Here is a 22,615-nt window from a genome sequence, read left to right as displayed (position 1 = left end):
ACTCCCGATCATCTGTCGCTACGGCCGGCCCGGGGCATGCTCTGGGTGTCCCTCGGCATCCTCTTCGCCATCCGGGTCGCGGGCGGGATCGACGACGGCTGGCGGCCACTCGGCGTGCTGCTCGCCACCGCCTCGTACCCGCCGCTGATCGCGCTTCTGGCGCTGCGTCGCGGTCCGGCCGGTCGCTACGGACTGCTGGCCTGCCTCGTGCTGCTCTACCTCGTCCCGTTCCCGATCGTCGGGTGGCAGTGGGACTGGATGCCGTGGACCGTGGCCGCGGGCGTGCTCTGCGTGCTGCCCGCGCGCTGGGCGTGGCCGCTGTTCGTGCTGATCGTGGGCGCGGCCGGCCTGACCGCCGCGCTGACCGGGACCGGTGTCCACGGCTCGATCTTCCTCATGATCGTCATCGCGGACGACGGCCTGATCGTGTTCAGCGTGGCCGCGCTGGTGGGAACCGTGGAACGGCTGTCCGCCGCCGAGGAAGAGCTCGCCAGGCTGGCGCTGATCCGGGAGCGGCTGCGACTGGACGGTGAGCTGCGGGACGCTCTGGGCGGCAAACTCCAGGCGATCGTGTTCCGGATGCGGAAGGCCGCGCGGGAGGACCCTCCGGAGGCCCGGCTCGACGTACGCGAGGCGACGGAGCTCGCCCGCCGGACGCTGGCCGAGGTACGGGCCACGGCCGGCGCCTACCGTGTCGGTCCTCTTCCCGAGCCTCCGGCGCCGGTCGAGTCACCACGCCTGGCACGGCGCGTCCTGCTCGCCGTACTGATCATCCAGTGCGTACTCGTCCTGACGAACATCTCCTCCTACGAGCAGCACTCGCTCAGTCACGTCGGTCCGCTGAAGCTCACGTTCGCCGTGCTCGGCCTCGGCGCGATCGTCGTCCTGCAGGCACTGCCGTGGACCCGGGCCAGATTCCTCGCTCAGTCCTTGCTGATCGTGCTGCCGATCTTTCTCATCCACCCCACGTGGGACCGGGTACTGAGCTACCTCTCCGGCTCGATACTTCTCCGAGTACGCCCACCCTTCTCCTGGGGGATCGTCGGCCTCATCCTGACCGCGCATCTGGCGTTGCTCCGCCACGAAACCGGAAGCACCACGGCCAACGACCTCACCCTCATCGGCGGGCACGTCATGCTCATGTGGCTGGTGTACTCGCTGGGACGCCTCACCGAGCTCGCCGCCGTGCTCGAACGTGCCCGTCATGACCTCGCCGAGGCGGCGGTACGGCGGGAGCGGACCCGGATCGCCCGCGACCTGCACGACGTTCTCGGCTACAGCCTTTCCGCCGTCGCCCTCAAGGGCGAGGTGGTGGAACGCCTGCTGGACACAGCACCGGAGCGGGCCAGGACCGAGCTCGCCTCCCTCATCGCGACGGTGGAACGGACGGCGACGGAGCTGGACGCCATCGTCGTCGACCGGGTCGAGCTCAGGCTGACGGCCGAGCTCACCGCGGCCCGCCGGATGCTGGAATCGGCCGGTGTCGAGACGACGGCACACGTGGAGATCCCGGAGCTGCCGGCCGAGGTCGACACCGCCCTGGCCGCCGTCCTCCGCGAGACCATCACCAACGTCCTGCGGCACAGCCAGGCCCGGACGTGCGAGATCACCATCTCGGAGACCGATGAGGGCGTACGGCTGCGCGTCGTCAACGACGGCGCCGGCCTCGTCGCGCAAGACGAGGAAGCGGCCCTGATCGAGGCTCCGTCCGGGGCGGCACGAACCAGATCCGGGCTCGCCAACCTGACGCAGCGGACCGGCGGCCGCCTGACGGCCGGGCACCGGCCGGGCGGCCTGTTCGAGGTGGTCGCCGAGTTCCGGTCAGATCCACTCGGACTCCGTGGCGATCCGGATGGCGTCGACCCGGTTCCGAGCGCCCAGCTTGACGACGGCTGAGCTGAGGTAGTTACGGACGGTTCCGTACGTCAGGAAGAGCCGTGCGGCGATCTCCGTAGGATGGGCGCCGGTCGCCGACATGCGCAGCACCTCGGTCTCCCGTTGCGTGAGCGGGCTCTCCGGTGCCTGCAACGCGGCCATGGCCAGCACGGGGTCCACCACACGCCCGCCGGCGGCGACGGTACGGATCGCGGCCGCGAGGTCCGCCGGGCGGATGTCCTTGGCGACGAACGCGTCGACGTGGGCGCCGAGCGCGCTGCGCAGTGTGCCCGGCTTGGTGATCGCCGTGAGGATGACGACGCGGCACTCGGGCAACCGCTCACGCAGCTCGGCCGCCGCCGAGATGCCGTCCAGGCCGGGCAGACCGATGTCGATCACGGCCACGTCGGGCCGGCGGTCCAGCGCGGCGGGAACGATCTCCCCGCCCGCGGCCACCTCGGCCACTACCTCGAGGTCGCACTCCAGCGACAACAACTCGACCAGCGCTTCGCGAAGGATGGTCATGTCCTCCGCGATGAGAACTCTGATCATGTTGTCTCCGAGCAGCCACCCCACCCGCCGAACGCGGACGATACGCCTTCCCGGAGGATAGCCGTCCCAAGATCACGTCGCGGCTGAGAAGCCATGGCGCATGGTCCGGAGAAGCCGCCGCGCATGGTCCTCGCCGGTGGCAGCGATGGCGGCCGCGCTCGTCAGAGCGAGCAGGTCGTCCACGCCGAGGTCGGGGTCCACGGCAGCGGCCCGTTGGGCTCGGGAGAGGAGCTTCTCCGCGGCCGCACGCATGGACCGGTGCCAGTCATCGAACAGCTCGGTACGGCGCTCGTCGCTGTTGTCGGTCCCGGCGAGTGCCAGGGCGCGCTTGGTGGCGACATGGACGACGAAGTCGTCGAGCCAGGCGAACAGGGCCTCCCCCGCCGATTCAGCCTCGAGCAGGGCGGCACCCTGCTCGCAGAGGGCCGTGACCTCGTCCGCGTACACCGCCACGATCAGGTCGCGCCGGGTCGGAAAATGCCGGTAGAGCGTCGCGTTGCCGACCCCCGCCCGGCGAGCCACGTCGTCCAACGGCACGTCGGGCCCACGCTCGTCGAACAGCTCTCTCGCCGCCGCGAGCAGTAGCCCGGCGTTCCTGGCCGCGTCCGTCCTGCGCGGTCGCCGCGATGCCGCCGACTCACCCGGATCCGCCATCCTCGTCTCCTCGTTGCGAAATGGGGAGTTCCCCACTTATCGTACGTGAAACGGGGAGCTCCCCACATCATCGAACGAACAAAGGATCCTGATGGCCCTCACCTGCGAAGATCGGTTCGTCATCACCGAGCTGATCGCGATGCACGGACACCTGTGCGACAGCGGAGAACTCGACCGTTTCGACGAGGTGTTCACCGTCGACGTCGTCTACGACGTCACCGATTTCGGGCAGGAGCCCTTGAGAGGGGTGGCGGCCTGCGCCGACGCCGGCCGCGCCCTGGGTGACCGGAACCCGGTCGGCCACCACGTCACGAACATCGTCCTCAGCGAGCAGGCCGACGGCCGAATACACGCCCGCTCCAAAGGCATCGGCATCTACGCCGACGGCAGGAGCGGAAGCGTCATCTATGAAGACACCGTCGTACGCGTGGATCAGGGCTGGCGCATCAGCCACCGAAAGGTGCTCGCCCGAAGGACTCCCCTGGGCAAGTAAAAGCCGCAGGCCGTTCTTCGATTACTCGAAGCTGGTCGGCATCTCTGGTTGCCAGACCACGGTGACCTCAACGCAGCTTGATTGGGCTTCTCCGCTACGGCTCGACTTGCGCCACACGGTGTTGATCAGGTTCGGTCGATCCATATCTGACCCATCGCTCCGACGATCATCCCGATCGATGCCTCCGGCGACAGTGCCGCCGCTCGCAATTGATCGTAAGCCAGCGACACCTCCGAAAGCTCCCCCCTCTGGTCGATCAACCGCCCGACCCGCCGCCCTTCCGCGAAGGCCACCGAGGGCTCATCCGCGAAGTCGAAGACCGTAAACGGCCCGGTGCACCCTGCGATCTCAGCCGTCGCGATAGGGAGCACCTGTATGTGCACGAAGGGCAGGCGCGCGATCTCGACTAGCCGCTTGAGCTGCTCTCGCGTGACCGTGACATCGCCGACCGGCTGCTTCACGGCCGTCTCGTGCAAGACGACCCAGACCGAGGGCGGGTCGGGTCGCTGGAGGATCGACTGCCGCCTCAGGCGGTCGGCGACTCCGGCTTCGACCGTCGCCTCGTCGGCCAGGGGCTGGGCGGCTCGGATGATGGCGCGGGCGTACGCCTCGGTCTGGAAGAGGCCGGGGACGAGGCTGTTGGCCCAGATGCTGACCTTGTTGGCCTGGGACTCCAGCTCGACGTAGTGCTCGAACCAGCGGGGCGCGGAGCGTACGAGCTCGGCGAGGCGGGTGAGCATGTCCGGCAGGGCGAACAGGGTGTCGGCGCGCTCGGGGAAACCGTCCGGCGGGTTGCGGCGGGCGGTCTCGACGCTGGCGACGGTGGACAGTGCCCAGCCGAGCTTGTGGGCGAGCTCGTCGAGCGTCCAGTCGTTCCGCTCGCGCAGGCGACGCACTTCCGCGCCGAAGAACGCGCCGAGCGAGGAGAAGGCGTCGAGCTTGCGGGGTGGGGGCATGCGGCACCTCGATCGTGAAACCGGAATACCTCCGCAGCGTAATCACGTCGCGACAGTCTGTCCTCGGTAATCCACAACCGACGGAGGAAGTCGTGACACGGTGTGCTCTACCGGGTGACGTCAGCGGTGTGCTGCTGGCCGACGTACGCCTCATCAATGCCCCGGAGTCCGCGTCGGCGGCGCGCCGGATCGTCAAGGCCGTCGCCTGCGCCTGGGGCGCCGCGGCGGTCGCCGACCGGGCCGAGCTGCTGGTCTGTGAGCTGGTCGCCAACGCGTCGAAGCACGCCCGCGACCGGCTCGGCACGAACCTGCGCCTCGTCGTGTCACGCGACGGTGACCGGCTGCGGATCGAGGTCCATGACGCCAACCCGGCACTCCCCCGCGTACGGCACGGCGGGCTGATGGAGGAGAACGGCCGGGGGCTGCTGCTCGCCGAAACGCTCGCCGACCGGCTCGGCTGGCAGCTACTCGCACGGGGCAAGTCCGTGTACGTCGAACTGGCGGCGTGGCCGCCGAGGCCCGCGCCGCCCCGGTAGCCGCCTGCGACAATCGGTGCGGCCCAAGACGAAGCATTTCCGTGAAATCAGGAGGGTCGCTGTGCCGACGACCGCGCGGCCGTTGCGAAAGCTCGGTTTCCTGACCATCGGGTTGTTCGACGGAGCCGATCCCGGCCCGGGCCACGAGTCGACGCTGGGCGTCATCGAGCTGGGTGAACGGCTCGGATTCGACAGCGCCTGGGTGCGCCACCGCCATCTGCAGTACGGCATCTCGTCCCCGGTCGCCGTCCTCGCGGCGGCCTCGCAGCGCACCAGCCGGATCGAACTGGGCACCGCCGTCATCCCCGTGGGCTGGGAGAATCCGCTGCGGCTGGCCGAAGACCTGGCGACGGTGGACATCCTCTCCGGCGGGCGCCTCAACCCCGGCGTCAGTGTGGGTCCGCCCATGCACTACGACCAGGTCAAGCAGGCGCTGTATCCCGACACCGCCGACGCCGAGGACTTCGGTTACGATCGCGTGCGGCGGCTGCTCGACTTCGTACGCGGGGAACCGGCGACCCGGTTCAGCGGTACGGAGGGCTTCGAGGTCTTCTCCGATCGGGTCGAGCCGCACTCGCCCGGCCTCGCCGGCCGAATGTGGTACGGCGGCGGGAGTCTGCGGTCGGCGCGGTGGGCCGGTGAGAACGGCATGAACCTCCTGACCAGCAGCGTGGTGAAGGCCGAGGAGTCCGAGGACTTCGCCGAGATCCAGCTCTCCCACATCCGGGCGTTCCGCTCGCACCACCCCGACGGCGACCGTGCCCGCGTCTCTCAGGGGCTCGTCGTCATCCCCACCGACACCGCGACGCCGGAGCAGCGCGCGAAGTACGAGGAGTACGCGCGGAAACGGACACCGCGCACGGCGGCTCCGCAGGGGCCGGCTCGGATGATGTTCGCGCCCGACCTCGTCGGCACCTCCTCCGAGATCGCCGAACGGCTGTACGCGCACCCCGCGTTCCGCGAGGTCGACGAGGTCGCCTTCGCGCTGCCGTTCGCCTTCGAGCCCGAGGACTACGTCCAGATCCTCACGGACATGGCCACCAGGCTCGGCCCGGCACTCGGATGGAGCCCGAGCGTCTGAACCCACGGCTTCGCGGCCGGCGGAGCTGTCACAGGCCCGCGGGTTGTCCGGTCTTAGCTGGCGACCGCCCCTTTCGACCGCCGAAGCGAGACACCCTTGAATCACCCCGTACAGAAACAGGATGCGGTTGCCGCCGCCACGACCAGGCGGATCGCCACCATCGACGACCTCCTCGAGCACCTGCAGTGGGCGATCGAGCTCGAACACGCGACCTTGCCGCCGTACCTGTGCGCGCTCTACTCGCTCGACCCGGAACGCAATCCCGAAGCCGTCGAGGCGGTGGCCGGCGTCTTCATCGAAGAGATGCTCCACCTGACGCTGGCCGCGAACCTGCTCAACGCCGTCGGTGGGCGCCCGCGGTTGGACTCGCCGCGGATGCTGCCACCGCATCCCCGCCGGCTGCCGCACGGTGACCCCTCGCTGCGACTGTCGCTGCTCCCGTTCGGCGCGGAGGCACTCGACATGTTCCTCCGGCTCGAACAGCCCGCACCGCCCGGCGCCCCGGCGGAGGGCGACGGCTACGAGACGATCGGGCAGTTCTACGACGCGATCGAAGACGGGTTGCGCCATCTGTGCGACCGGCTCGGCGAGCGGGAGGTCTTCCGCGGCGATCCGGCTCGCCAGGTGCACGCCGGGCACTTCCGGCACACCGCCGGCCGGATGATCGCCGTCACCGACCTGGCCTCGGCGCTGACCGCGCTGGAGGAGATCGTCGAGGAGGGCGAGGGCACGTCGCGCGGCGCGGTCTGGGACGGGGACCCGGACGTCCACCACCCCGACCGGGACGAGGTCGCCCACTACTACCGCTTCCAGGAGCTCAGAGCCGCCGGCGCTACCGGCGCGGCGACACCCCGCGGTCCGGGCCCACCGGTGAGACGGTCACCGTGGATCTCCTCGGCGTCCTCCCGATGAGGCCCAACCCGCAACTCGCCGATCACGCTCCAGGCAGCGCGATCCGCACGGCCCAGGAGGAGTTCGACCAGACCTACTGCACCCTCCTGCATCTGCTGGAGCAGGCGTTCAACGGCAGCCCGAGGCTGCTCGCGGTCGCCACCGCCACCATGTACCGGCTCAAGGCGCAGGCGCAGGCCCTGATGCGGATGCCCGACGGCGAGGGCATGACGGCCGGCCCCACCTTCGAGTACGTCCCGCCCGAGCACCGCCGGTGGAGCGGCGACGACCGGCAGCGGATCGTCGTGCTCCCCGACGGCCCGTACCTCGTGTACGGCGGAGTTCCGCTCAGGCGCAAACGCAAGATCGTCGCCGCCGAGAACAACGCCGCGCTGACCTGGCAGACGGGCGAGACGCCGGCCACCGAGGACACCTATGCGCTGTGCCGCTGCGGCCAGTCGTCCGCCAAGCCGTTCTGCGACGGGACGCACGCCCGGGTCGGGTTCGACGGCACCGAGGCCGCCGATGTCCGGCCGTACGAGGAACTCCAGCACGTGCACGACGGGGTGGGCATCTCGGCCCAGCGGGTCGGCGAACTCTGCGTCCACGCCGCGTTCTGCATCGGACGCACCCAGCCCATCGCCGAGATGCTCGCCGACACCCAGGACAGCGACGTCCGCTCCAACATCATGGGCCGCATCGAACGCTGCCCCTCCGGGTCGTACAGCTACGCCCTGCGACGCGGCGGCGATTCGGTCGAGCCCGACCTCCCACCAGCCATCTCCGTCCTCGAGGAAGAGGACGGCCTGGCCAGCGCGCTGTGGGTCACCGGCGGCCTGCCCGTCCAGCGCGCGGACGGACGGCCACTGGAGACCCGGAACAGGATGACACTGTGCCGCTGCGGCCATTCCGCCGGCAAACCGCTGTGCGACGGAACCCATCGAAAGATCGGCTTCCGCGAGGAACAGCCGGGCCCGGCAACTGAGCCGGCCGATGGCACGGTTCCGTGATCAGGTATCTCAGCGGGCTATCAGGGCGTCTCAGGCCGATGTGCGCGGAATGTCAGGACGATTCGCGACAGTGAGGTCATCACTTCATGTACCTCACGGGGAGAAGACTCCATGACTTACGCGATCCAGGCAGAGGGCCTGGTGAAGCGGTTCGGCGAGACGGTCGCCCTGAACGGTGTGGACCTCACGGCCCGCGCCGGCACCGTCCTCGGCGTGCTCGGCCCGAACGGGGCGGGCAAGACCACCGCCGTCCGCATCCTCGCCACCCTGCTGCGGCCCGACGAGGGCCACGCGCTCGTCGACGGCCACGACGTCGTCCGGGAGGCCCACCAGGTCCGCCAGCTCATCGGCCTCACCGGGCAGTACGCCTCGGTCGACGAGATGCTGACCGGCACGGAGAACCTCGTCATGATCGGCCGGCTGCTGGACCTGTCCCGCGCCGAGTCCAAGGCGCGGGCGGCGGAGCTGCTCGAACGGTTCGAGCTGTGGGACGCCCGCGACCGCGCGGCCAAGACCTACTCCGGTGGCATGCGCCGCCGCCTCGACCTGGCCGCCAGTCTCGTCGGGCGGCCGTCGGTGCTGTTCCTCGACGAGCCGACCACCGGCCTGGACCCGCACGCCCGCGGCAACATGTGGGACACCGTCCGCGGCCTGGTCGACGACGGCGTGACCGTCCTGCTGACCACCCAGTACCTGGAGGAGGCCGACCAGCTCGCGGACGACATCGCGGTCATCGACAACGGCCAGGTGATCGCCAACGGGACGCCCGACCAGCTCAAGAACCAGGTCGGCGGGCAGGTGCTCCAGGTGCGGCCGGTGGACGAGCGGGACCGCGAGACGGTCGCCGGGCTGGTCAGCGTCGTGGTGGGCGAAGGGATGCAGATCGAGGGCGATCTGGTGACCGCGCCGGTGACCGACCCGTCCGTGCTGCCGACCATCGTCCGCCGCCTCGACGACGCCGGCGTGGTCGTGGCCGAGCTGTCCCTGCGCAGGTCGACGCTGGACGAGGTCTTCCTCGTCCTGACCGGCCACCGCGCCGAGAGCACCGATGAAACTCCGGAACTCGTCACCGAAGGGAGCCGGGCGTGACCGCCTCCACCCTCACCGCACCCCGTACGCTGTCCCGGCGCGTCAGCCCCTCGGCGACGCTGCGGCACACCGCGACGCTCGCCTGGCGCAGCCTGGTGCAGATCAAGCACAACCCGATGGAGCTGATCGATCTCAGCATCCAGCCGATCATGTTCGTGCTGCTGTTCACGTACGTCTTCGGCGGCCAGATGGCCGGTGGCCATCCGGTGCAGTACCTGCAGTTCGCGCTGCCCGGCATCATCGCGCAGAACGCGATGTTCGCCACGATGAACACCGGCTTCCTGCTGAACACCGACATCACGAAGGGCGTCTTCGACCGGCTGCGGAGCCTGCCGATCGGGCGGATGGCGCCGCTGGCCGGCCGGATCGTCGCCGACACGGTCAAGCAGGCGTGGTCCATGGCGATCCTGCTCGCCGTGGGCATGCTCATCGGCTTCCGCGTCAAGACGGACATCGTTGGTCTGCTCCTGGCGTTCCTGCTGTTGCTGGCGTTCGCCCTGGCCTTCTCCTGGATCGCGGTGCTCATCGGTGTCCTGGTCAGCGAGCCCGACAAGGTGATGATCTTCGGCTTCACAACGATCTTCCCGCTCAGCTTCACGAGCAGCGCGTTCGCGAGGGTCGACACGATGCCGGGCTGGCTGCAGGCCTGGGTCAAGGTCAATCCGGTCACCCATCTGGCCGACGCGACCCGCGGCCTCATCAACGGTGGTGCTGTCGCCTCCCCCGTGATGAAGTCCTTGGTGTGGGCCGTGGGCATCGCAGTGGTCTTCGCTCCCCTGGCGGTGCGTGCCCTGCGCCGCCGTGTCTGAGATCCGACCCGAGCGCGGGCCCCGCACTGCGGATGCCCGCGCTCGCGCGTCATCGGTTCACCGGTCCCCGGGTTCTCCACGCGGGGTGACGTCCTCCAGGATCACCAGCGGGATGTCGCGATCCGACTTGGCCTGATAGGTGTCGTACAGGGGGAAGACCGAGGTCATCAGCCGCCAGAGCCGTGGCTTCTCCTCCGGCGTCGCGGTACGGGCCCGCGCGGCGAACCTGTCCGTACAGCGTACGGCGTTCGGATCGGCACGGCCGAGGCGCCGTCGGCGGAAAGACGCCGACCGATGGATGCCGCCAGGCCGTTAGCCTGTCGCGGTGGATTCCGTCGACCGAGGGCTCATTCACGCGCTGCATCTGGACGGCCGGGCGCCGTTCCGTACCATCGCCGAGGTGCTCGGCGTGTCGGAGAACACCGTGGCGCGCCGCTACCGGCGGATGCGCGGCGAGGGCGTGCTGCGGATGGTGGGCATGGTCGACGGCGCCCGCCTCGGATACGTCCCCTGGACGATCAGGCTGCGCTGCACGCCGGACGCGGCGAGCAGGGTCGCCGAGGCGCTGGCCGCGCGGGAGGACACCTCATGGGTGTACCTCCTGTCGGGCGGCACGGAGGTCTCCTGCAACGTGCAGGCGCGCAGCGCCGACGAGCAGGAGGCGCTGCTGCTGCACAAGCTGCCGCGTACGAGCCGGGTCCTCGCCGTGTCGGCCCATCTGCTGCTGGGGAGCTTCGCGCTCCCGACCGGCTGGGCGGGGCTCGCCTGCCTCAGCCTGGAGCAGGTCGAGCGGCTCCGTCCCGATCCGGTGGAGGCCGACGGCGACCCGATCACCCTGGACGACGCGGACCGGGCACTGCTGGGTGCGCTGGCCCGTGACGGCAGGGCGTCGTACGCGGAGCTGACCTCGGCGACCGGCTGGTCGGAGTCCACGGTGAAGCGGCGGATGACCGCGCTGCGCCGCGCCGGGGTCCTCCGCTATCAGCTCGACGTCCCGCCCGCGGTGGTCGGCTTCCCGGCCGAGGCGCGGCTGTGGATGAACGTCCGGCCGGCCAAGGCCGTCGAGACCGCCGAGGCGCTGGCGCGGCATCCGGAGGTCTCGTTCGCCGCGCTCACGACCGGCCCGACCAATCTCCTCGCGGCGGTCAGCTGCCGCGACACCCAGGACCTGGCGCGCTACCTCACCGAGCGGGTCGCCGCCCTCGACGAGATCCGGTCGATGGAGACCGCGCCGATCATCCGCACCGTCAAGCGCGCGGGCCCGCCGCTCCTCGGGTGACCCCCGCCGCGGGAACCGCCCGGAAACGCGGCGGACGCCGTACTTCTCAGTCCTCGCCGACCTCCCTCGTGGCTGGAACGGCTTCGTTCCGCAGACCTCACCGCTCCCTTGCGGCGCGCCGCGACTTCGGGGGTTCCGGCTCGATCGCCAGGTAGGCGGCGGCGTCCTCGACCCCCATCGCGCGGCCTCGCGCGTACGCCGTGTCGAAGCGTTCGTCACCGAGGACCTCGCGGGCGGCCCGCTCGATCCGGGGCGGGTCCGTCAGCGATCGGTCCTCGGTGCCGCGCACGCCGACGGCGGCACCGAGGAGGGTCGCCGCCCGCTCGTGGTCGCCGCCGGCGACGGCGTGGTCGGCCAGGCCGACGAGGGACTGCCCGATGACCGGCGCGTCCTGGGCGAACCACGCGGTCCGGAACGCCTCGGCGTGCCGCTCGAGCGCGGCGTCGAGGTCGCCCTCCAGCCCGTGGATGAGGCCCAGCTGGGTGTGGATCATCGAGACGAACTGCGGCGGGCCGCCGCTCCACGCGGGCGTGACGGCGTCTTCCAGGAGGGTCCGGGCCTCGGCCAGGTCGCCGCGGCGCCGGGCCTCCCCGGCGGCCGTGTAGCGGACCAGCGCGAGGTCCCGTTGGTCCCCGCGGCGTTCGGCGCCGCGCAGGGCGGCCTCCAGCTCGGCCTGGGCGGCCTCATCGTCGCCGAGTGCCCGGTACGCGTCGGCCAGGCGCACGCGCAGGTGGCTGGAGTCGTCCGGGCTGCCCAGCTCCAGTGAGCAGCGGAGGGCCTCTTCGATGTGGGCCTTGGCCGACATCGGGTCGCCGCGCCACAGCGCGAGCTCGGCGAGCCCGGTCAGCGTCAGCGACGTCCCCCAGCGTTCCCCGAGCGTCCGGAAGGCCTCGATCGCGCCCGTGAAGAGCTCCTCGACCCCCTCGAGGCGGCCGAGGTTCATCAGGAAGTGCGCGCGGAACGTGTCAACTGCCGCCCGGAGCCACGGGTCACGTACGCCGTCGAGGCGGTTCATTCCCTCGAGCGCCTCGTCGATCCGCCCGTCGAACGCCAGGAGACCCAGCGGAGCGAGGCGGACCATGGGGTGCAGGTCCTCCTGGGGAAGGTCCGCGCAGTTTTCCAGCGCGGCCGAGATCCGACGCTCGATGGCCTCCCTGTCCCGCGTCAGGAAGTCGTTGTCGATCGCCCCGAGCATCCAGTAGAGGGTGGCCAGGGCGACGGCGTGGGCGGGCGCCCTTCCCGGCAGCGCGAGCGTGTCCTGGGTCAGCTGATTGCTCTCGACGCGCTGCCCGCGCAGGAACCAGGACCAGCCGAGGGCGGCGACGTAGCGGACGGCGAGTGCGGCGTCCTGAACCTCGATGGCCCAGCGCAGGGCGGAATGCAGGTTGTCGTACTCGGCGGTGAGGCGTTCGAACCACCGCAGTTGCTCCCGGCTTCGCAGCAACGGCTCGGCCGTCTCGGCCAGTTGGAGGAAGTGGTGGGCGTGCGCGCGCCGCACCCTCGTGGCCTCGCCCGCCTCGGCGAGCCGCTCGCCGCCGTACGCGCGGATCGTCTCGAGGACGCGGTACCGGCCCGTCCCGTCGACGCTGACGAGCGACTTCTCGACCAGACCGGTGAGCGCGTCGAGCACGTCGCCGCCGCACACCTCCTCGACGCTGTCGAGGGTCGCGCCCCCCGCGAAGACCGAGATGCGCCGCAGCAGCGTCCGCTCGGCGTCGTCGAGCAGATCCCAGCTCCAGTCGACGACGGCCCGCAGGGTCTGGTGGCGCGGCAGCGCCGTACGGCTGCCGCCCGTGAGGATGCGGAACCGGTCGTCGAGACGGTCCGCGACCTGGGTGGCGGTCATCGTACGGAGCCGGGCGGCGGCCAGCTCGATGGCGAGCGGCATGCCGTCGAGACGGCGGCAGATGGCGAGCACCGCGGACAGGTCCGTCTCGGCCGTGAAGCCGGGGCGGACGGCGGTGCCCCGCTCGACGAACAGGCGGACGGCGGGGTACTCGAACGCCTCCTCGAGCGAGGCGACGCACCCGGGCCCGTGGGCGCCGGACGGGCCCTCCGAGGGGAAGGCGAGCGGCGGCACCGGCCAGAGGCACTCACCGGTGATGCCGATGGCCTCGCGGCTGGTCGCCAGGACGCGGACGCCGGGGCAGCCGGCGAGCACCCGGTCCACGAGGCGGGCGCAGGAGTCGATCAGGTGCTCGCAGTTGTCCAGCACGATCAGCAGTCGCTCGTCGGCGAGCGCGGCGACGAGCCGCTCGACGGGTTCGACGCTGGTGGGCGGCGCGCCGCGTAGGCCCGCGGTCAGGGCGGCCTCGCGCAGGCCCAGCGTGCTCAGTAGCGCCTGCGGCACCTCGCCCGGGTCGCCGACGGGGGCGAGCTCGATCAGCCGGACGCCGCCGGGCATGCGGTCGGTCAGGCGGGCGGCCGCCTCGATCGACAGCCGGGTCTTCCCGGCGCCGCCGGGGCCGGTGAGGGTGACGAGGCGGTTCTCCTCCAGTAGCTTCCCGACGCGTTCGATCTCCTCTTCGCGGCCGATGAAGCTCGTGAGCGGGGCCGGCAGGTTGCTGCGGCCCCGCGACCGGGCGGGGGTCTGCTCGCCCCGGAGGACGGCGAGGTGGACCGCCCGCAGCTCCGGCGACGGATCCACGCCGAGCTCCTCGGCGAGCGTGCGGCGGGCGTCCTCGAACGTGGCCAGCGCGTCGGCCTGACGGCCGGCGGCGGACAGCGCTCGCATGTACTGCCCGCGCAGGCGTTCGCGGAGCGGGTGCGCGGCGACCAGCGCCTCCAGCTCGGCGGTGTCGGCGCGGCCGAGCAGCAGCAGCGCCTCGGCGTGGTCCTCGATGGCGCCGAGACGCTGTTCGGTGAGGCGGGACACCTGTCCTTGGGCGAAGTCGGCGTCGGCGACGTCGGCCAGCGCCGTACCGCGCCACAGGCCGAGGGCCTCGGCGAGAGCGTCCGCCGCGCGGACGGGGTCGTCGGCGAGGAGGCGGCGTCCGTGGGCGACGAGCCGGTCGAAGCGCCGCAGGTCGACCGCCTCGTCGTCGATGACGAGCCGGTAGCCGGAAGGGTGGGACTCGATCACGGCGTCGGGCAGCGCGCGGCGCAGCCGGGAGATCAGGGACTGCAGCGCGTTCGGGGCGCCGGCCGGGGGATCGCCGCCCCACACTCCGGCGACCAGACGGTCGGTCGTCACGACGCGGGGGGCGTCGAGCGCGAGCAGGATCAGCAGCGTGCGCAGGCGGGCACCGCCGACCTCCACCGGCCGGCCGGCGCCATCGGTCACCTCGAGGGGGCCCAGCAACGAGATCCGCACGGGTCGATTCTCCCTTGTCCGTCCGGGGAGTCATCTACGTGAAGCGCGATATATCTCGAAGAGTCTCGCACAAAAACGGCGGGCCGGCCTCCGGCCGGCCCGCCGTGACGGTGGAGCGAGGGTCAGGCGGCGCGATCCTGCCCGCTGGCCAGCTGGAACTCCGCGCGCGGCTGCTCGATGCCGCCGAGGGAGACCGTCTCGCGCCGGAAGAACAGCGCGAGCGTCCAGTCGGCCACCACCCGTACCTTGCGGTTGAGCGTCGGCACCCGCGACAGGTGGTAGGTCCGGTGCATGAACCAGGCGGCGAACCCGCGCAGCCGCACGCCGTACACGTGCGCGACGCCCCGGTAGAGCCCCAGGCTGGCCACCGACCCGGCGTAGGAGTGCCGGTACGGCTTGCGCTCCTTGCCCCGGAGCGTGGCCACGATGTTGTCCGCGAGCCGCCTGGCCTGGCGTACGGCGTGCTGGGCGTTGGGCGCGCAGAACTCCCCGGGCCGGGTGAGGTCCGGGACGGCGCCGCAGTCGCCGGCCACGAAGGCGTCGTCGACGCCCTCGACGGTGAGGTACTCGGTGGCGACGATGCGGCCCTGCCGGTCCAGGGGCAGGTCGGTGGAGCGGTTGAGCGGGTTGGGCTTCACCCCCGCGGTCCACACGAGCGTGCCCGCGTCGAACTCGGCGCCGTCGTCGAGCACGACGCGGCGGTCGACGGCGGAGTTCAGCCGCGTGTTCAGCCGTACGTCGATCCCCCGCCGGCGCAGTTCCTCGACGGTATAGCGGCCCATGCGGTCCCCGACCTCGGGCAGGATCCGGCCGCTGGCCTCGACGAGGACCCAGCGCATGTCCTCGGGGCCGAGGTCCGGGTAGTACGTCAGGGCGCCCCGCGCCATGTCCTCGAGCTCGGCCAGCGCCTCGACGCCGGCGAAGCCGCCGCCGACGAAGACGAAGGTGAGCGCGCTGCGGCGGACCTCCTCATCGGAGGTGGACGCGGCGATGTCGAGTTGCGCGAGCACGTGGTTGCGCAGGTGGATGGCCTCGGCGACGTTCTTGAACCCGATCCCGTGCTCGGCGAGCCCGGGGATCGGCAGCGTGCGGGACACCGAGCCCGGCGCCATCACGAGATGGTCGTAGGAGATCTCGGTGGCCGGCCCGGAGATCGGGCGCACGGTGGCGACGCGCCGGGCGTGGTCGACGGAGACGACCCGCCCGTTCAGGATGCGCGCCTTGGGCAGCACGCGGCGCAGCGGCACGACGACGTGGCGCGCGGCCAGGTGGCCGGCGGCCACCTCGGGGAGGAACGGCTGGTAGGTCATGAACGACTGCGGGTCGACGATCGTGATCGTCGCCTCGTTCGAGCGCAGGCGGCGCTGCAGGCGCAGGGCGGTGTACATGCCGACGTAACCGCCGCCGACGATGAGGATGTGGGGAGTGGTCCGGCTCGGATTCGGGCTCGTGGCCACGGGGATTCTCTCCTCGGTTGATTTGTGAAGCCTTTCACAAGCTACCGCATCGAACCGGACATACCGGCTGACTACACCGTGAAGATCGGCGAAACTTGACGTGATGCCAAACCTGTTGTGCTGTTCTGCTGTGAATTAGCTCATGTCTTCCGTACGCGGCCGGACACCTCCACCGACCCGCCCCTTCGGGGTCCTCAATCCGTCTAGGGTGAGCCGGACGCCCGGCGTCGATCCGCGGGTGAGGAACGCCACATCGAGGAGTCCGCGCGGCTCCCGATGCGGCGAATGCGCGGACACCGGCCGGGCTCGGCGTACGATCGTCCCCCGGGAGCTGTGTATCGATGATGACCAGGTTGTGGCGGCCGGTGTGCCTGGCCGCCGTCGGAGTGCTGTCGCTGACGGGCTGCGGCCTCTTCGGGCATAACAAGATCATTCGGGGGAGCGTGGCCGAATCGATCACTGTGACCAGCCCGGCCTTTCGCGACGGCGCGCCGATGCCCGTCCGCTTCGCGTGCCCGCAGTACGGCGGCAAGTCCAAGACGCCGCCTCTGCGCTGGTCGGTCGCACAGAGCGGCGTCGGGTCCCTCGCGCTGATCATCGATGACCCCGACTCCCCCAGCGGCGCGTACGTCCACTGGGTGCTGTTCAACATCGACGCCACGGCGAACGAACTCCTGGAGAACACCACTCCGCCGCACTCCGAGCAGTCGATGAACACGGCGCACAAGGTCGGCTACGCCCCGCCGTGCCCGCCGAAGGGCGAGGTGCACCGATACCGCTTCACCCTTTACGCGCTGAAGGAGAAGGTCCCGCTGAAGAACGGCGCGAGCCTGAGCGAGGCCCTCTCGGCGATCGCCGCCCGGACGATCGCGCGCGGCCGGATGTACGCGACGTTCCGGGGAGCGGTGATGTGATGTCCTGAGGGGCGGGCGTGCCGGACGTGTCAGACGCGCGTCCCGCGCCAAGGGCCAACGGAGGCGAACGGACGGCGCTCGCGGGCCTCAGGGCAAGTAGGGTGAAAATAGATGTTCGCGAACCGTATGACAAGGGTCATAGCGGTCGGCAACAATCGGTCTAGCTCCTTGGGGGCCCCGGTGCCGGTGGATCATGGGAAAAGGTCTCCGCGTCGGCGTCGACCGCTAGACCACGGCGTTGGGTGGTAGCTATGTGGGGTCTGATCGTTGTCCTCGGCCTGGTCGCGGTCGTCATACTCGTCGGGGTGCTCGTGGCCCTGGGGATGAGGGCGAGCCGCTCCGGCGACGAGGACGACTGGATGTCCGACGAAGAGCAGCCCCGGGGCCGCCGCGCCGGCAGATCCCGCGGCCGCCGCGGTCAGGGTGACGAGGTGGAGGAGGACGCCTACGGCGGCGGCGACATGCGCGTGGCCGGCGCCCCCATCGCTCCCATGGCTCCGCAGCACCAGCTGCCCGCCGCGCCCATCGCCGGTCCCGGTGCCGGCCCGGCCCAGCTGCCTCCGCCGTCCCCGACCCCGGTCCCCGAGGCGCCTCCGCGGTCGAGCGACGAGATGGACGACGACGAGTACTGGTCGACCATCACCTTCGACAAGCCGAAGTTCCCCTGGCGGCAGGACGCCGGGCAGCCCTCCGAGGCGCGGGGTCAGGATCCCCTCGCCGGGCAGGTGCCGCAGCCGCAGCCGCTCGTGAGCGGGCCGCCCCAGGGCATGCCGATGGGCCCGCCGCCGCAGGACCCCCCGATCGACTCGCCGGCCCCGGAGACCAGGCCGCAGCCGGTCGTCCCAGCCCTCGACGACGCGCCCACGATGCTCGACACGCCGGCGACGCGCGGCCCGCTCGACGTGCCGTCGACGCTCGACGTCCCCTCGCGGGCGGGCCAGACCGATCCCGGCGGTGCCATCCCGGCGTACGGCTCCGCCGACCAGAGCGGCGGCTTCGGCGCGCCCTCGTACTCGAGCGAGCCCTCGTACTCGAGCGAGGCGCCCTCCTATTCGAGCGAACCGTCGTACTCGAGCGAGCCGTCCTACTCCTCCGAGCACACCTACGGCAGTGACCGCTCGTACGGCACGGACCCGGGGAGCGGGTACGGCGACGACCCGCTGAACACCGGCGACCGGCCGACCTTCGGCTCCTCGTCTCCCTCGCTGCCCACTCCGCCTCCCGCGCCGCCGGCTCCCTCTCCCCTGACGCCCCCGTCGCCGGTGGGTTCCGCCGCCGGCGCGAGCGGGAGCGACGACGGACCCGCCGTCCCGTCCGTCGACGATCTGCTCGCCAAGATTCAGCGCGAGCGCTCCGGAGGCAGTGACGCGGCGTCGACGGGCTCGACCTCTTCGAGCCCCGCGCCGACCGCCGGTTACGACCCGCTCACCGACCCGCTGGACACCGGGGAGCGCTCGTACCGCTCCTCCTCCACGAGCGGGGGCTGGTCGACGGACTCCTACAGCTCGAGCGGTTCGTCGTCGGAGTCCTACGGCGGGTCTGGGTCCTCCGGAGACTCCTACGGCTCCTCCTCGACGGGCTCGTACGGGTCGGACCCCCTGTCTGGCGGCTACAACGCGACCGGCGGCTACAGCACCCCGTCCTACGACGGCGGCTACGGCTCCACCGGCTCCTCCGACAGCGGCTACGGCTCCTCCACGGGCTCCTCCGACAGCGGTTACGGCTCGACCGGCTCGACCGGCGGCTACGGCTCCACCGGCTCCTCCGACAGCGGCTACGGCTCCTCCACGGGCTCCTCCACGGGCTCCTCCGACAGCGGTTACGGCTCGACCGGCTCGACCGGCGGCTACGGCTCCACCGGCTCCTCGTCGTACGGCAGCGACTCCTCCTCGTACGGCTCGGGCTCGGGGCGCCAGGACGACCCGCTCGGCGGCGGGTACACCGGTTCGTCGTCGGACTCGTACGGCTCCTACGGGGCCGGCCGGGACAGCAGCTCCTCCGGCGGCTACTCGAGCACGGGCGGCTACCAGACGCCCGGCTCGTCCCCCGGCAACGGCTCGGGCTACTACGGGTCCTCCACGCCGGGGCAGGGCTACGACCCGGCCTCCTCGACCCCCGGGACCGGGCAGCCGACCGACGACGCGAACGCGACGCAGGCCTACCCGAGAAGCCCGTACGGCACCTCGTACGGCGACCGGAAGAACGACGAGCAGCACCCCGACGGCTGGGGATCCTACGGCGGCAACAACGGCAACAAGGGCTGACGCCGTACAGCGAAGAGGCCGTGGGCCCCGTGGTTCGCATGAACCACGGGGCCCACGGCCTTTCACCTGCGGTGGATCGCCTTCGCCCCCCGGCGGCCGGCACCGGGAGATACGTCTTCCCCGGGATATAAGGATCCCGCCGGGGATCGGTTGGACTCCGGTGCGATTGCGTGGCAACCTCTTGACCGGCTCATCACTCTGCGTGTACCAGTCGTGCGCGCTCCGTATACAACACCGGACTCAGGAGGACACCCATGTCCCTAAGGTTCGTAGGGATCGATCCATTCACCAACGGGGATAACTGCCCGACCGTCTGGGTCGACGAGGCGACCAGCGAGATCGTCATCCAAGGCTGGACCGCCGACCCGGATACTCGGAACGAATGCCTGGCGACCGGCCCGATACCCGACCACGAGACGGTGCTGCGGCTACCGGCGCGGATGGCACCGATCCTGAAGGAGGCGTGCGATGTCGCCGGAGGTCCCATCGTTCAGTGACCTGCTGGCCGAGTGCGACGAGTCGGCCGTCCACCTCGAAATGCGGGACGGCTACACGCCCTCCGACCCCGTCTTCCTCGATTGGAAGGCGGGAGTGCGGATCGAAGGATCGAAGCGCTACCCAGAGTGGTTCGGCCTGGTCCGCGCGACCGTCGCCCGTGGTGTCCAGATCCGGCGAGTCCGTATCGTGTCGGAACCACTGGCGGACTTCATCCGTTTCGAGTACGACGTAACAGAAGGGCTGAACGTCGCGGCCGGCGAGCAGGTACGGTGGCTGTCTCGCCGGCGGGCGTCGGATCTGGCCCTGCCGGGCAATGACTTCTGGGTCTTCGATGGCCGGATCGTCCGATTCGGTTACTTCGCCGGTGACGGGGAATTCGTCGGCCACGACGTCTGGGAGGATCCTGACGTGGTGAAGCTATGCACCTCCGCCTTCGAGGCGGCCTGGGAGCGGGGGGTCGATCACGATGACTATCGCCCCGCCTGAGCGACCACGACCACCGCGGCGAGCGGCCCTGCCCGCGACCTCACCGTCGTCGTCCGTCCAGGCCGCCCGCCAGGCGATCGCCGACCGGCTGCGGGAGCTCAGGGTCGACGCCGGCCTGACCGCCAAGGCGCTCGCCGCCGCCGCCGAATGGGACCGCACCAAGGTCTCCAAGATCGAGCACGCCACCCGGCCGCCGTCCGCCGACGACATCCGCCGCTGGTGCACCGTCTGCAAGGCCGACGACGAGGCGACCGACCTCGTGGCCTCGCTGCGGACCGTCGAGGGCGCCTACGTCGAGTGGCGCCGCCTCCAGCGCACCGGCCTGCGCCGGCTCCAGGAGTCGCGGGTGCCGCTGTACGAGCGGACCCGCAGCTTCCGGGTCTACTGCTCGCAGGTCGTGCCCGGCCTCTTCCAGACCGCCGCCTACGCCGGCGCGCTGCTGTCGGCCATCACGACCTTCCACGGCACCCCCAACGACGTGGAGGAGGCGGTGACCGCCCGGATGGCCCGCTCGCACGTCGTACGCGACGGCGACCACCGGTTCGCCGTGCTCGTCGAGGAGGCGGTGCTCCGCTACCAGGTCGGTGGCCCCGACACGATGGCCGGGCAGCTCCAACACCTGCTGAACACCATGGCGCTGCCGTCGGTGTCGCTCGGCGTGATCCCCTTCGAGCACGGCGGACGCCGGATGTGGACCCTGGAGGGCTTCAACATCTTCGACTCCGAGCGGGTGTCGGTGGAGCTGCTGTCGGCGGCGGTCACGGTCACCACCCCCGGCGAGGTGGAGCTCTACACCAAGGCGTTCAGTGAGCTGGCCGAGATGGCGGTCTTCGGCACGGACGCACGGGCCCTGATCTCCGCCGCGATCGACGCGCTCGACTGAAGTCCGCGTGCCACACTTGGGCACACTCCTCGCACGCAACGGGTCGGCGATTTTACCGTCACGGCAGGCGGCCAAGATCCCCGCGCGATGAGGAGACGGACATGGGCGAGGACACCGTCACCGCGTTAATCTTCCGGCACCTTCGTGAGCTCCGAGGCGCTCTCGACCAAGCCGGTTTCGAGACCACTCTCGACCACCCCAACGGCACGTCCCCCTATCTCCGGGCCACCAACCGGCACGCGCCCGTCATGTCGGAGACGATCCGCTGTGAGCACCACATCGTCGACGGCGACGCGTACTGGTTCTTCTACTCCTGGGGTCAGCCGATCTGTCCGGCGGTCGACAAGGCCTTAGCGGCCCGGGAGATCAGTCGTGTCATCGGGAACCGCTGAAGACCGCTCACTCCCTCTACCGGACGGACACATGAGCTACGACCAGGAGCTGACAGAGTTCCGGCGAATCCTCGACGAGATGACCGTCGTCGGACACCTCCGCCGCGACGCGGAACTCGCCGAGTTGCACCGGCTGATCCAGCGCTATCCGGACGAGGCGCGCGAGATCTGCGCGAAGTTCGGCGGTGCGTATGACAAACCCGCGTGAACGATCCGACGGATCGGGCCCACGCACACGGACCGGGCCGCGGTGGCGGTGACCATGCCCCGCCTCCGCGGCTCAACCATGTGTGCGATGACGCGGCATCGTGAAAGTTTCACGCGTAAAGTTCGGCAACTCCGCTTGTCAGGTTAAGCTCGGTGATCAGGTGCGCTCCCACCGTTCGACCTGTCCCCCGAGACGGAGAACGCGCATGCACCACCGAGGTACCCGCCGGGCGCTCCGCGTCCTGACGCTGCTGTCCGCAGCCGTACTCTTCCTGGTCCCCTGGGCCGACGCCGCCTTCGCCCACGGCTCGGTCGTCGACCCGGCCTCCCGCAACTACGGCTGCTGGCTCCGCTGGGGAAGCGACTTCCAGGACCCCAAGATGCAGACGGAAGACCCCATGTGCTGGCAGGCGTGGCAGGACAACCCGAACGCCATGTGGAACTGGAACGGCCTCTACCGCAACGGCCTGGCCGGCAACTTCCAGGCCGGGCTCCCGGACGGGCAGCTCTGCAGCGGCGCCCTGACCGAGAGCGGCCGGTACCGCTCCCTGGACGTCCCCGGCGCGTGGAAGACGACCGACGTCCACAGCACCTTCTCGATCCACCTGCTGGACCAGGCCCACCACGGCGCGGACTACATCCTCGTCTACGTCACCAAACAGGGGTACAACGCCCTAACCCAGCCGCTGCGCTGGAGCGACCTCGAGCTGGTGCGCAAGACGGCCAAGTACGCGCCGGGCGGCGACTACATCGTCGACAACCTCAGCGCCCCGGGCCGTACGGGCCGCCACGTCGTCTTCACGATCTGGCAGGCCTCGCACATGGACCAGGCGTTCTTCTTCTGCAGCGACGTCAACTTCACCTGACTCCGTACGCCTGGTCCCCGCGCCTGCCCGGCGTACGCCCAGCAGGCGCGGCCCTGACCCGTATCGGTCAACGCGAGGTCCCCTCGAGAGGCTGCACGTAGCATCACCAA

The 22,615-nt window shown here is 70.7% G+C and carries 24 protein-coding genes; 17 read left to right on the top strand and 7 right to left on the bottom strand.

All coding sequences use genetic code 11. The features are described 5' to 3' along the window. The first annotated feature begins 36 nt into the window (after nt 1-36). Entirely contained in the window at nt 37-1,896 is a 1,860-nt protein-coding gene (locus ACYVF7_RS16955; RefSeq protein WP_460340902.1) for a sensor histidine kinase, read from the top strand. On the opposite strand, the gene ACYVF7_RS16950 is transcribed toward ACYVF7_RS16955, so the two are convergent. Continuing rightward, nucleotides 1,822-2,427 (bottom strand): response regulator transcription factor, encoded by a 606-nt coding sequence (locus tag ACYVF7_RS16950; RefSeq protein WP_460340899.1) that lies wholly within the window; start codon nt 2,425-2,427, stop codon nt 1,822-1,824. The genes ACYVF7_RS16955 and ACYVF7_RS16950 overlap by 75 nt on opposite strands. Before the next feature lie 72 nt (nt 2,428-2,499). Further along, nucleotides 2,500-3,081 carry a TetR/AcrR family transcriptional regulator gene (locus ACYVF7_RS16945; RefSeq protein WP_460340895.1) on the bottom strand — a complete coding sequence of 194 codons (582 nt, stop codon included), beginning with the start codon at nt 3,079-3,081 and terminating at the stop codon, nt 2,500-2,502. A gap of 91 nt (nt 3,082-3,172) precedes the next feature. Here ACYVF7_RS16945 and ACYVF7_RS16940 point away from each other — a divergent pair, with 91 nt between their 5' ends. Continuing rightward, on the top strand, nt 3,173-3,574 hold the full coding sequence (locus tag ACYVF7_RS16940; protein ID WP_460340892.1) for a nuclear transport factor 2 family protein: 402 nt from the start codon (nt 3,173-3,175) through the stop codon (nt 3,572-3,574). A gap of 21 nt (nt 3,575-3,595) precedes the next feature. Here the strand turns inward: ACYVF7_RS16940 and ACYVF7_RS16935 are convergent, their stop codons facing one another. Next, nucleotides 3,596-3,718 (bottom strand): DUF397 domain-containing protein, encoded by a 123-nt coding sequence (locus tag ACYVF7_RS16935; RefSeq protein WP_460340889.1) that lies wholly within the window; start codon nt 3,716-3,718, stop codon nt 3,596-3,598. Next, nucleotides 3,700-4,530, bottom strand: a complete 831-nt coding sequence (locus ACYVF7_RS16930; protein WP_460340885.1) for a helix-turn-helix domain-containing protein — start codon at nt 4,528-4,530, stop codon at nt 3,700-3,702. The genes ACYVF7_RS16935 and ACYVF7_RS16930 overlap by 19 nt, the downstream gene beginning before the upstream one ends. Nucleotides 4,531-4,622: 92 nt before the next feature. Here ACYVF7_RS16930 and ACYVF7_RS16925 point away from each other — a divergent pair, with 92 nt between their 5' ends. The 6 genes from ACYVF7_RS16925 to ACYVF7_RS16900 all read left to right on the top strand — a co-directional run bounded on the left by ACYVF7_RS16925 (nt 4,623) and on the right by ACYVF7_RS16900 (nt 9,946). Next, on the top strand, nt 4,623-5,066 hold the full coding sequence (locus ACYVF7_RS16925; RefSeq protein ID WP_460340882.1) for an ATP-binding protein: 444 nt from the start codon (nt 4,623-4,625) through the stop codon (nt 5,064-5,066). A gap of 61 nt (nt 5,067-5,127) precedes the next feature. Then, nucleotides 5,128-6,147, top strand: coding sequence for an LLM class flavin-dependent oxidoreductase (locus ACYVF7_RS16920; protein WP_460340879.1), 1,020 nt, complete (start codon nt 5,128-5,130; stop codon nt 6,145-6,147). A gap of 96 nt (nt 6,148-6,243) precedes the next feature. Beyond that, nucleotides 6,244-7,059, top strand: a complete 816-nt coding sequence (locus ACYVF7_RS16915; RefSeq protein WP_460340876.1) for a ferritin-like domain-containing protein — start codon at nt 6,244-6,246, stop codon at nt 7,057-7,059. Further along, a complete protein-coding gene (locus ACYVF7_RS16910) occupies nt 7,056-8,048 on the top strand; it encodes a CDGSH iron-sulfur domain-containing protein (protein ID WP_460340874.1) in 993 nt (330 codons plus the stop codon). Before ACYVF7_RS16915 ends, ACYVF7_RS16910 begins: the two co-directional genes overlap by 4 nt. Nucleotides 8,049-8,159: 111 nt before the next feature. Further along, entirely contained in the window at nt 8,160-9,137 is a 978-nt protein-coding gene (locus ACYVF7_RS16905; RefSeq protein ID WP_460340872.1) for an ATP-binding cassette domain-containing protein, read from the top strand. Beyond that, nucleotides 9,134-9,946 (top strand): ABC transporter permease, encoded by an 813-nt coding sequence (locus ACYVF7_RS16900; RefSeq protein ID WP_460340870.1) that lies wholly within the window; start codon nt 9,134-9,136, stop codon nt 9,944-9,946. Before ACYVF7_RS16905 ends, ACYVF7_RS16900 begins: the two co-directional genes overlap by 4 nt. Nucleotides 9,947-10,003: 57 nt before the next feature. Here the strand turns inward: ACYVF7_RS16900 and ACYVF7_RS16895 are convergent, their stop codons facing one another. After that, nucleotides 10,004-10,246 carry a nitroreductase/quinone reductase family protein gene (locus ACYVF7_RS16895; RefSeq protein WP_460357958.1) on the bottom strand — a complete coding sequence of 81 codons (243 nt, stop codon included), beginning with the start codon at nt 10,244-10,246 and terminating at the stop codon, nt 10,004-10,006. A gap of 25 nt (nt 10,247-10,271) precedes the next feature. Between ACYVF7_RS16895 and ACYVF7_RS16890 the strand changes: the two genes are divergently transcribed. After that, nucleotides 10,272-11,225, top strand: a complete 954-nt coding sequence (locus tag ACYVF7_RS16890; RefSeq protein ID WP_460340868.1) for an Lrp/AsnC family transcriptional regulator — start codon at nt 10,272-10,274, stop codon at nt 11,223-11,225. Between the two features lie 97 nt (nt 11,226-11,322). On the opposite strand, the gene ACYVF7_RS16885 is transcribed toward ACYVF7_RS16890, so the two are convergent. Both ACYVF7_RS16885 and ACYVF7_RS16880 read right to left on the bottom strand, forming a co-directional pair. After that, entirely contained in the window at nt 11,323-14,538 is a 3,216-nt protein-coding gene (locus ACYVF7_RS16885; RefSeq protein WP_460340866.1) for a BTAD domain-containing putative transcriptional regulator, read from the bottom strand. A gap of 122 nt (nt 14,539-14,660) precedes the next feature. Continuing rightward, a complete protein-coding gene (locus ACYVF7_RS16880; protein WP_460340864.1) occupies nt 14,661-15,995 on the bottom strand; it encodes an NAD(P)/FAD-dependent oxidoreductase in 1,335 nt (444 codons plus the stop codon). A 341-nt stretch (nt 15,996-16,336) separates the two neighbouring features. Between ACYVF7_RS16880 and ACYVF7_RS16875 the strand changes: the two genes are divergently transcribed. The 8 genes from ACYVF7_RS16875 to ACYVF7_RS16840 all read left to right on the top strand — a co-directional run bounded on the left by ACYVF7_RS16875 (nt 16,337) and on the right by ACYVF7_RS16840 (nt 22,505). Beyond that, complete coding sequence (locus ACYVF7_RS16875; RefSeq protein ID WP_460340862.1) at nt 16,337-16,909, top strand: YbhB/YbcL family Raf kinase inhibitor-like protein; 573 nt, start codon at nt 16,337-16,339, stop codon at nt 16,907-16,909. A 251-nt stretch (nt 16,910-17,160) separates the two neighbouring features. Continuing rightward, the gene (locus ACYVF7_RS16870; protein ID WP_460340860.1) at nt 17,161-19,173 is read left to right on the top strand and encodes a hypothetical protein; all 2,013 of its coding nucleotides are present in this window, start codon (nt 17,161-17,163) and stop codon (nt 19,171-19,173) included. Between the two features lie 254 nt (nt 19,174-19,427). After that, complete coding sequence (locus tag ACYVF7_RS16865) at nt 19,428-19,670, top strand: hypothetical protein (protein WP_460340858.1); 243 nt, start codon at nt 19,428-19,430, stop codon at nt 19,668-19,670. Beyond that, nucleotides 19,642-20,157: a DUF6879 family protein gene (locus ACYVF7_RS16860; RefSeq protein ID WP_460340856.1), complete on the top strand. Its 516-nt coding sequence runs from the start codon at nt 19,642-19,644 to the stop codon at nt 20,155-20,157. The genes ACYVF7_RS16865 and ACYVF7_RS16860 overlap by 29 nt, the downstream gene beginning before the upstream one ends. Then, the gene (locus ACYVF7_RS16855; RefSeq protein WP_460340854.1) at nt 20,138-21,040 is read left to right on the top strand and encodes a DUF5753 domain-containing protein; all 903 of its coding nucleotides are present in this window, start codon (nt 20,138-20,140) and stop codon (nt 21,038-21,040) included. Before ACYVF7_RS16860 ends, ACYVF7_RS16855 begins: the two co-directional genes overlap by 20 nt. Nucleotides 21,041-21,141: 101 nt before the next feature. Further along, a complete protein-coding gene (locus ACYVF7_RS16850; protein WP_460340852.1) occupies nt 21,142-21,432 on the top strand; it encodes a hypothetical protein in 291 nt (96 codons plus the stop codon). A 31-nt stretch (nt 21,433-21,463) separates the two neighbouring features. Continuing rightward, entirely contained in the window at nt 21,464-21,640 is a 177-nt protein-coding gene (locus ACYVF7_RS16845) for a hypothetical protein (RefSeq protein WP_433174090.1), read from the top strand. Nucleotides 21,641-21,845: 205 nt separating this feature from the next. Further along, a complete protein-coding gene (locus ACYVF7_RS16840) occupies nt 21,846-22,505 on the top strand; it encodes a lytic polysaccharide monooxygenase auxiliary activity family 9 protein (RefSeq protein ID WP_460340849.1) in 660 nt (219 codons plus the stop codon). Nucleotides 22,506-22,615: the final 110 nt, after the last annotated feature.

The sequence above is a fragment of the Actinoallomurus acanthiterrae genome (genome assembly GCF_054775715.1).
This window is presented reverse-complemented; position numbering and strand designations above follow the sequence as displayed.

Bases quoted from the DNA above. Each gene is read 5' to 3' on its own strand.
- ACYVF7_RS16955 (WP_460340902.1), top strand. From the start codon at position 37: ATGCTCTGGGTGTCCCTCGGCATCCTCTTCGCCATCCGGGTCGCGGGC.
- ACYVF7_RS16950 (WP_460340899.1), bottom strand. From the start codon at position 2,427: ATGATCAGAGTTCTCATCGCGGAGGACATGACCATCCTTCGCGAAGCG.
- ACYVF7_RS16945 (WP_460340895.1), bottom strand. From the start codon at position 3,081: ATGGCGGATCCGGGTGAGTCGGCGGCATCGCGGCGACCGCGCAGGACG.
- ACYVF7_RS16940 (WP_460340892.1), top strand. From the start codon at position 3,173: ATGGCCCTCACCTGCGAAGATCGGTTCGTCATCACCGAGCTGATCGCG.
- ACYVF7_RS16935 (WP_460340889.1), bottom strand. From the start codon at position 3,718: ATGGATCGACCGAACCTGATCAACACCGTGTGGCGCAAGTCGAGCCGT.
- ACYVF7_RS16930 (WP_460340885.1), bottom strand. From the start codon at position 4,530: ATGCCCCCACCCCGCAAGCTCGACGCCTTCTCCTCGCTCGGCGCGTTC.
- ACYVF7_RS16910 (WP_460340874.1), top strand. From the start codon at position 7,056: ATGAGGCCCAACCCGCAACTCGCCGATCACGCTCCAGGCAGCGCGATC.
- ACYVF7_RS16905 (WP_460340872.1), top strand. From the start codon at position 8,160: ATGACTTACGCGATCCAGGCAGAGGGCCTGGTGAAGCGGTTCGGCGAG.
- ACYVF7_RS16875 (WP_460340862.1), top strand. From the start codon at position 16,337: ATGATGACCAGGTTGTGGCGGCCGGTGTGCCTGGCCGCCGTCGGAGTG.
- ACYVF7_RS16870 (WP_460340860.1), top strand. From the start codon at position 17,161: ATGTGGGGTCTGATCGTTGTCCTCGGCCTGGTCGCGGTCGTCATACTC.
- ACYVF7_RS16865 (WP_460340858.1), top strand. From the start codon at position 19,428: ATGTCCCTAAGGTTCGTAGGGATCGATCCATTCACCAACGGGGATAAC.
- ACYVF7_RS16860 (WP_460340856.1), top strand. From the start codon at position 19,642: ATGTCGCCGGAGGTCCCATCGTTCAGTGACCTGCTGGCCGAGTGCGAC.
- ACYVF7_RS16855 (WP_460340854.1), top strand. From the start codon at position 20,138: ATGACTATCGCCCCGCCTGAGCGACCACGACCACCGCGGCGAGCGGCC.
- ACYVF7_RS16850 (WP_460340852.1), top strand. From the start codon at position 21,142: ATGGGCGAGGACACCGTCACCGCGTTAATCTTCCGGCACCTTCGTGAG.
- ACYVF7_RS16845 (WP_433174090.1), top strand. From the start codon at position 21,464: ATGAGCTACGACCAGGAGCTGACAGAGTTCCGGCGAATCCTCGACGAG.
- ACYVF7_RS16840 (WP_460340849.1), top strand. From the start codon at position 21,846: ATGCACCACCGAGGTACCCGCCGGGCGCTCCGCGTCCTGACGCTGCTG.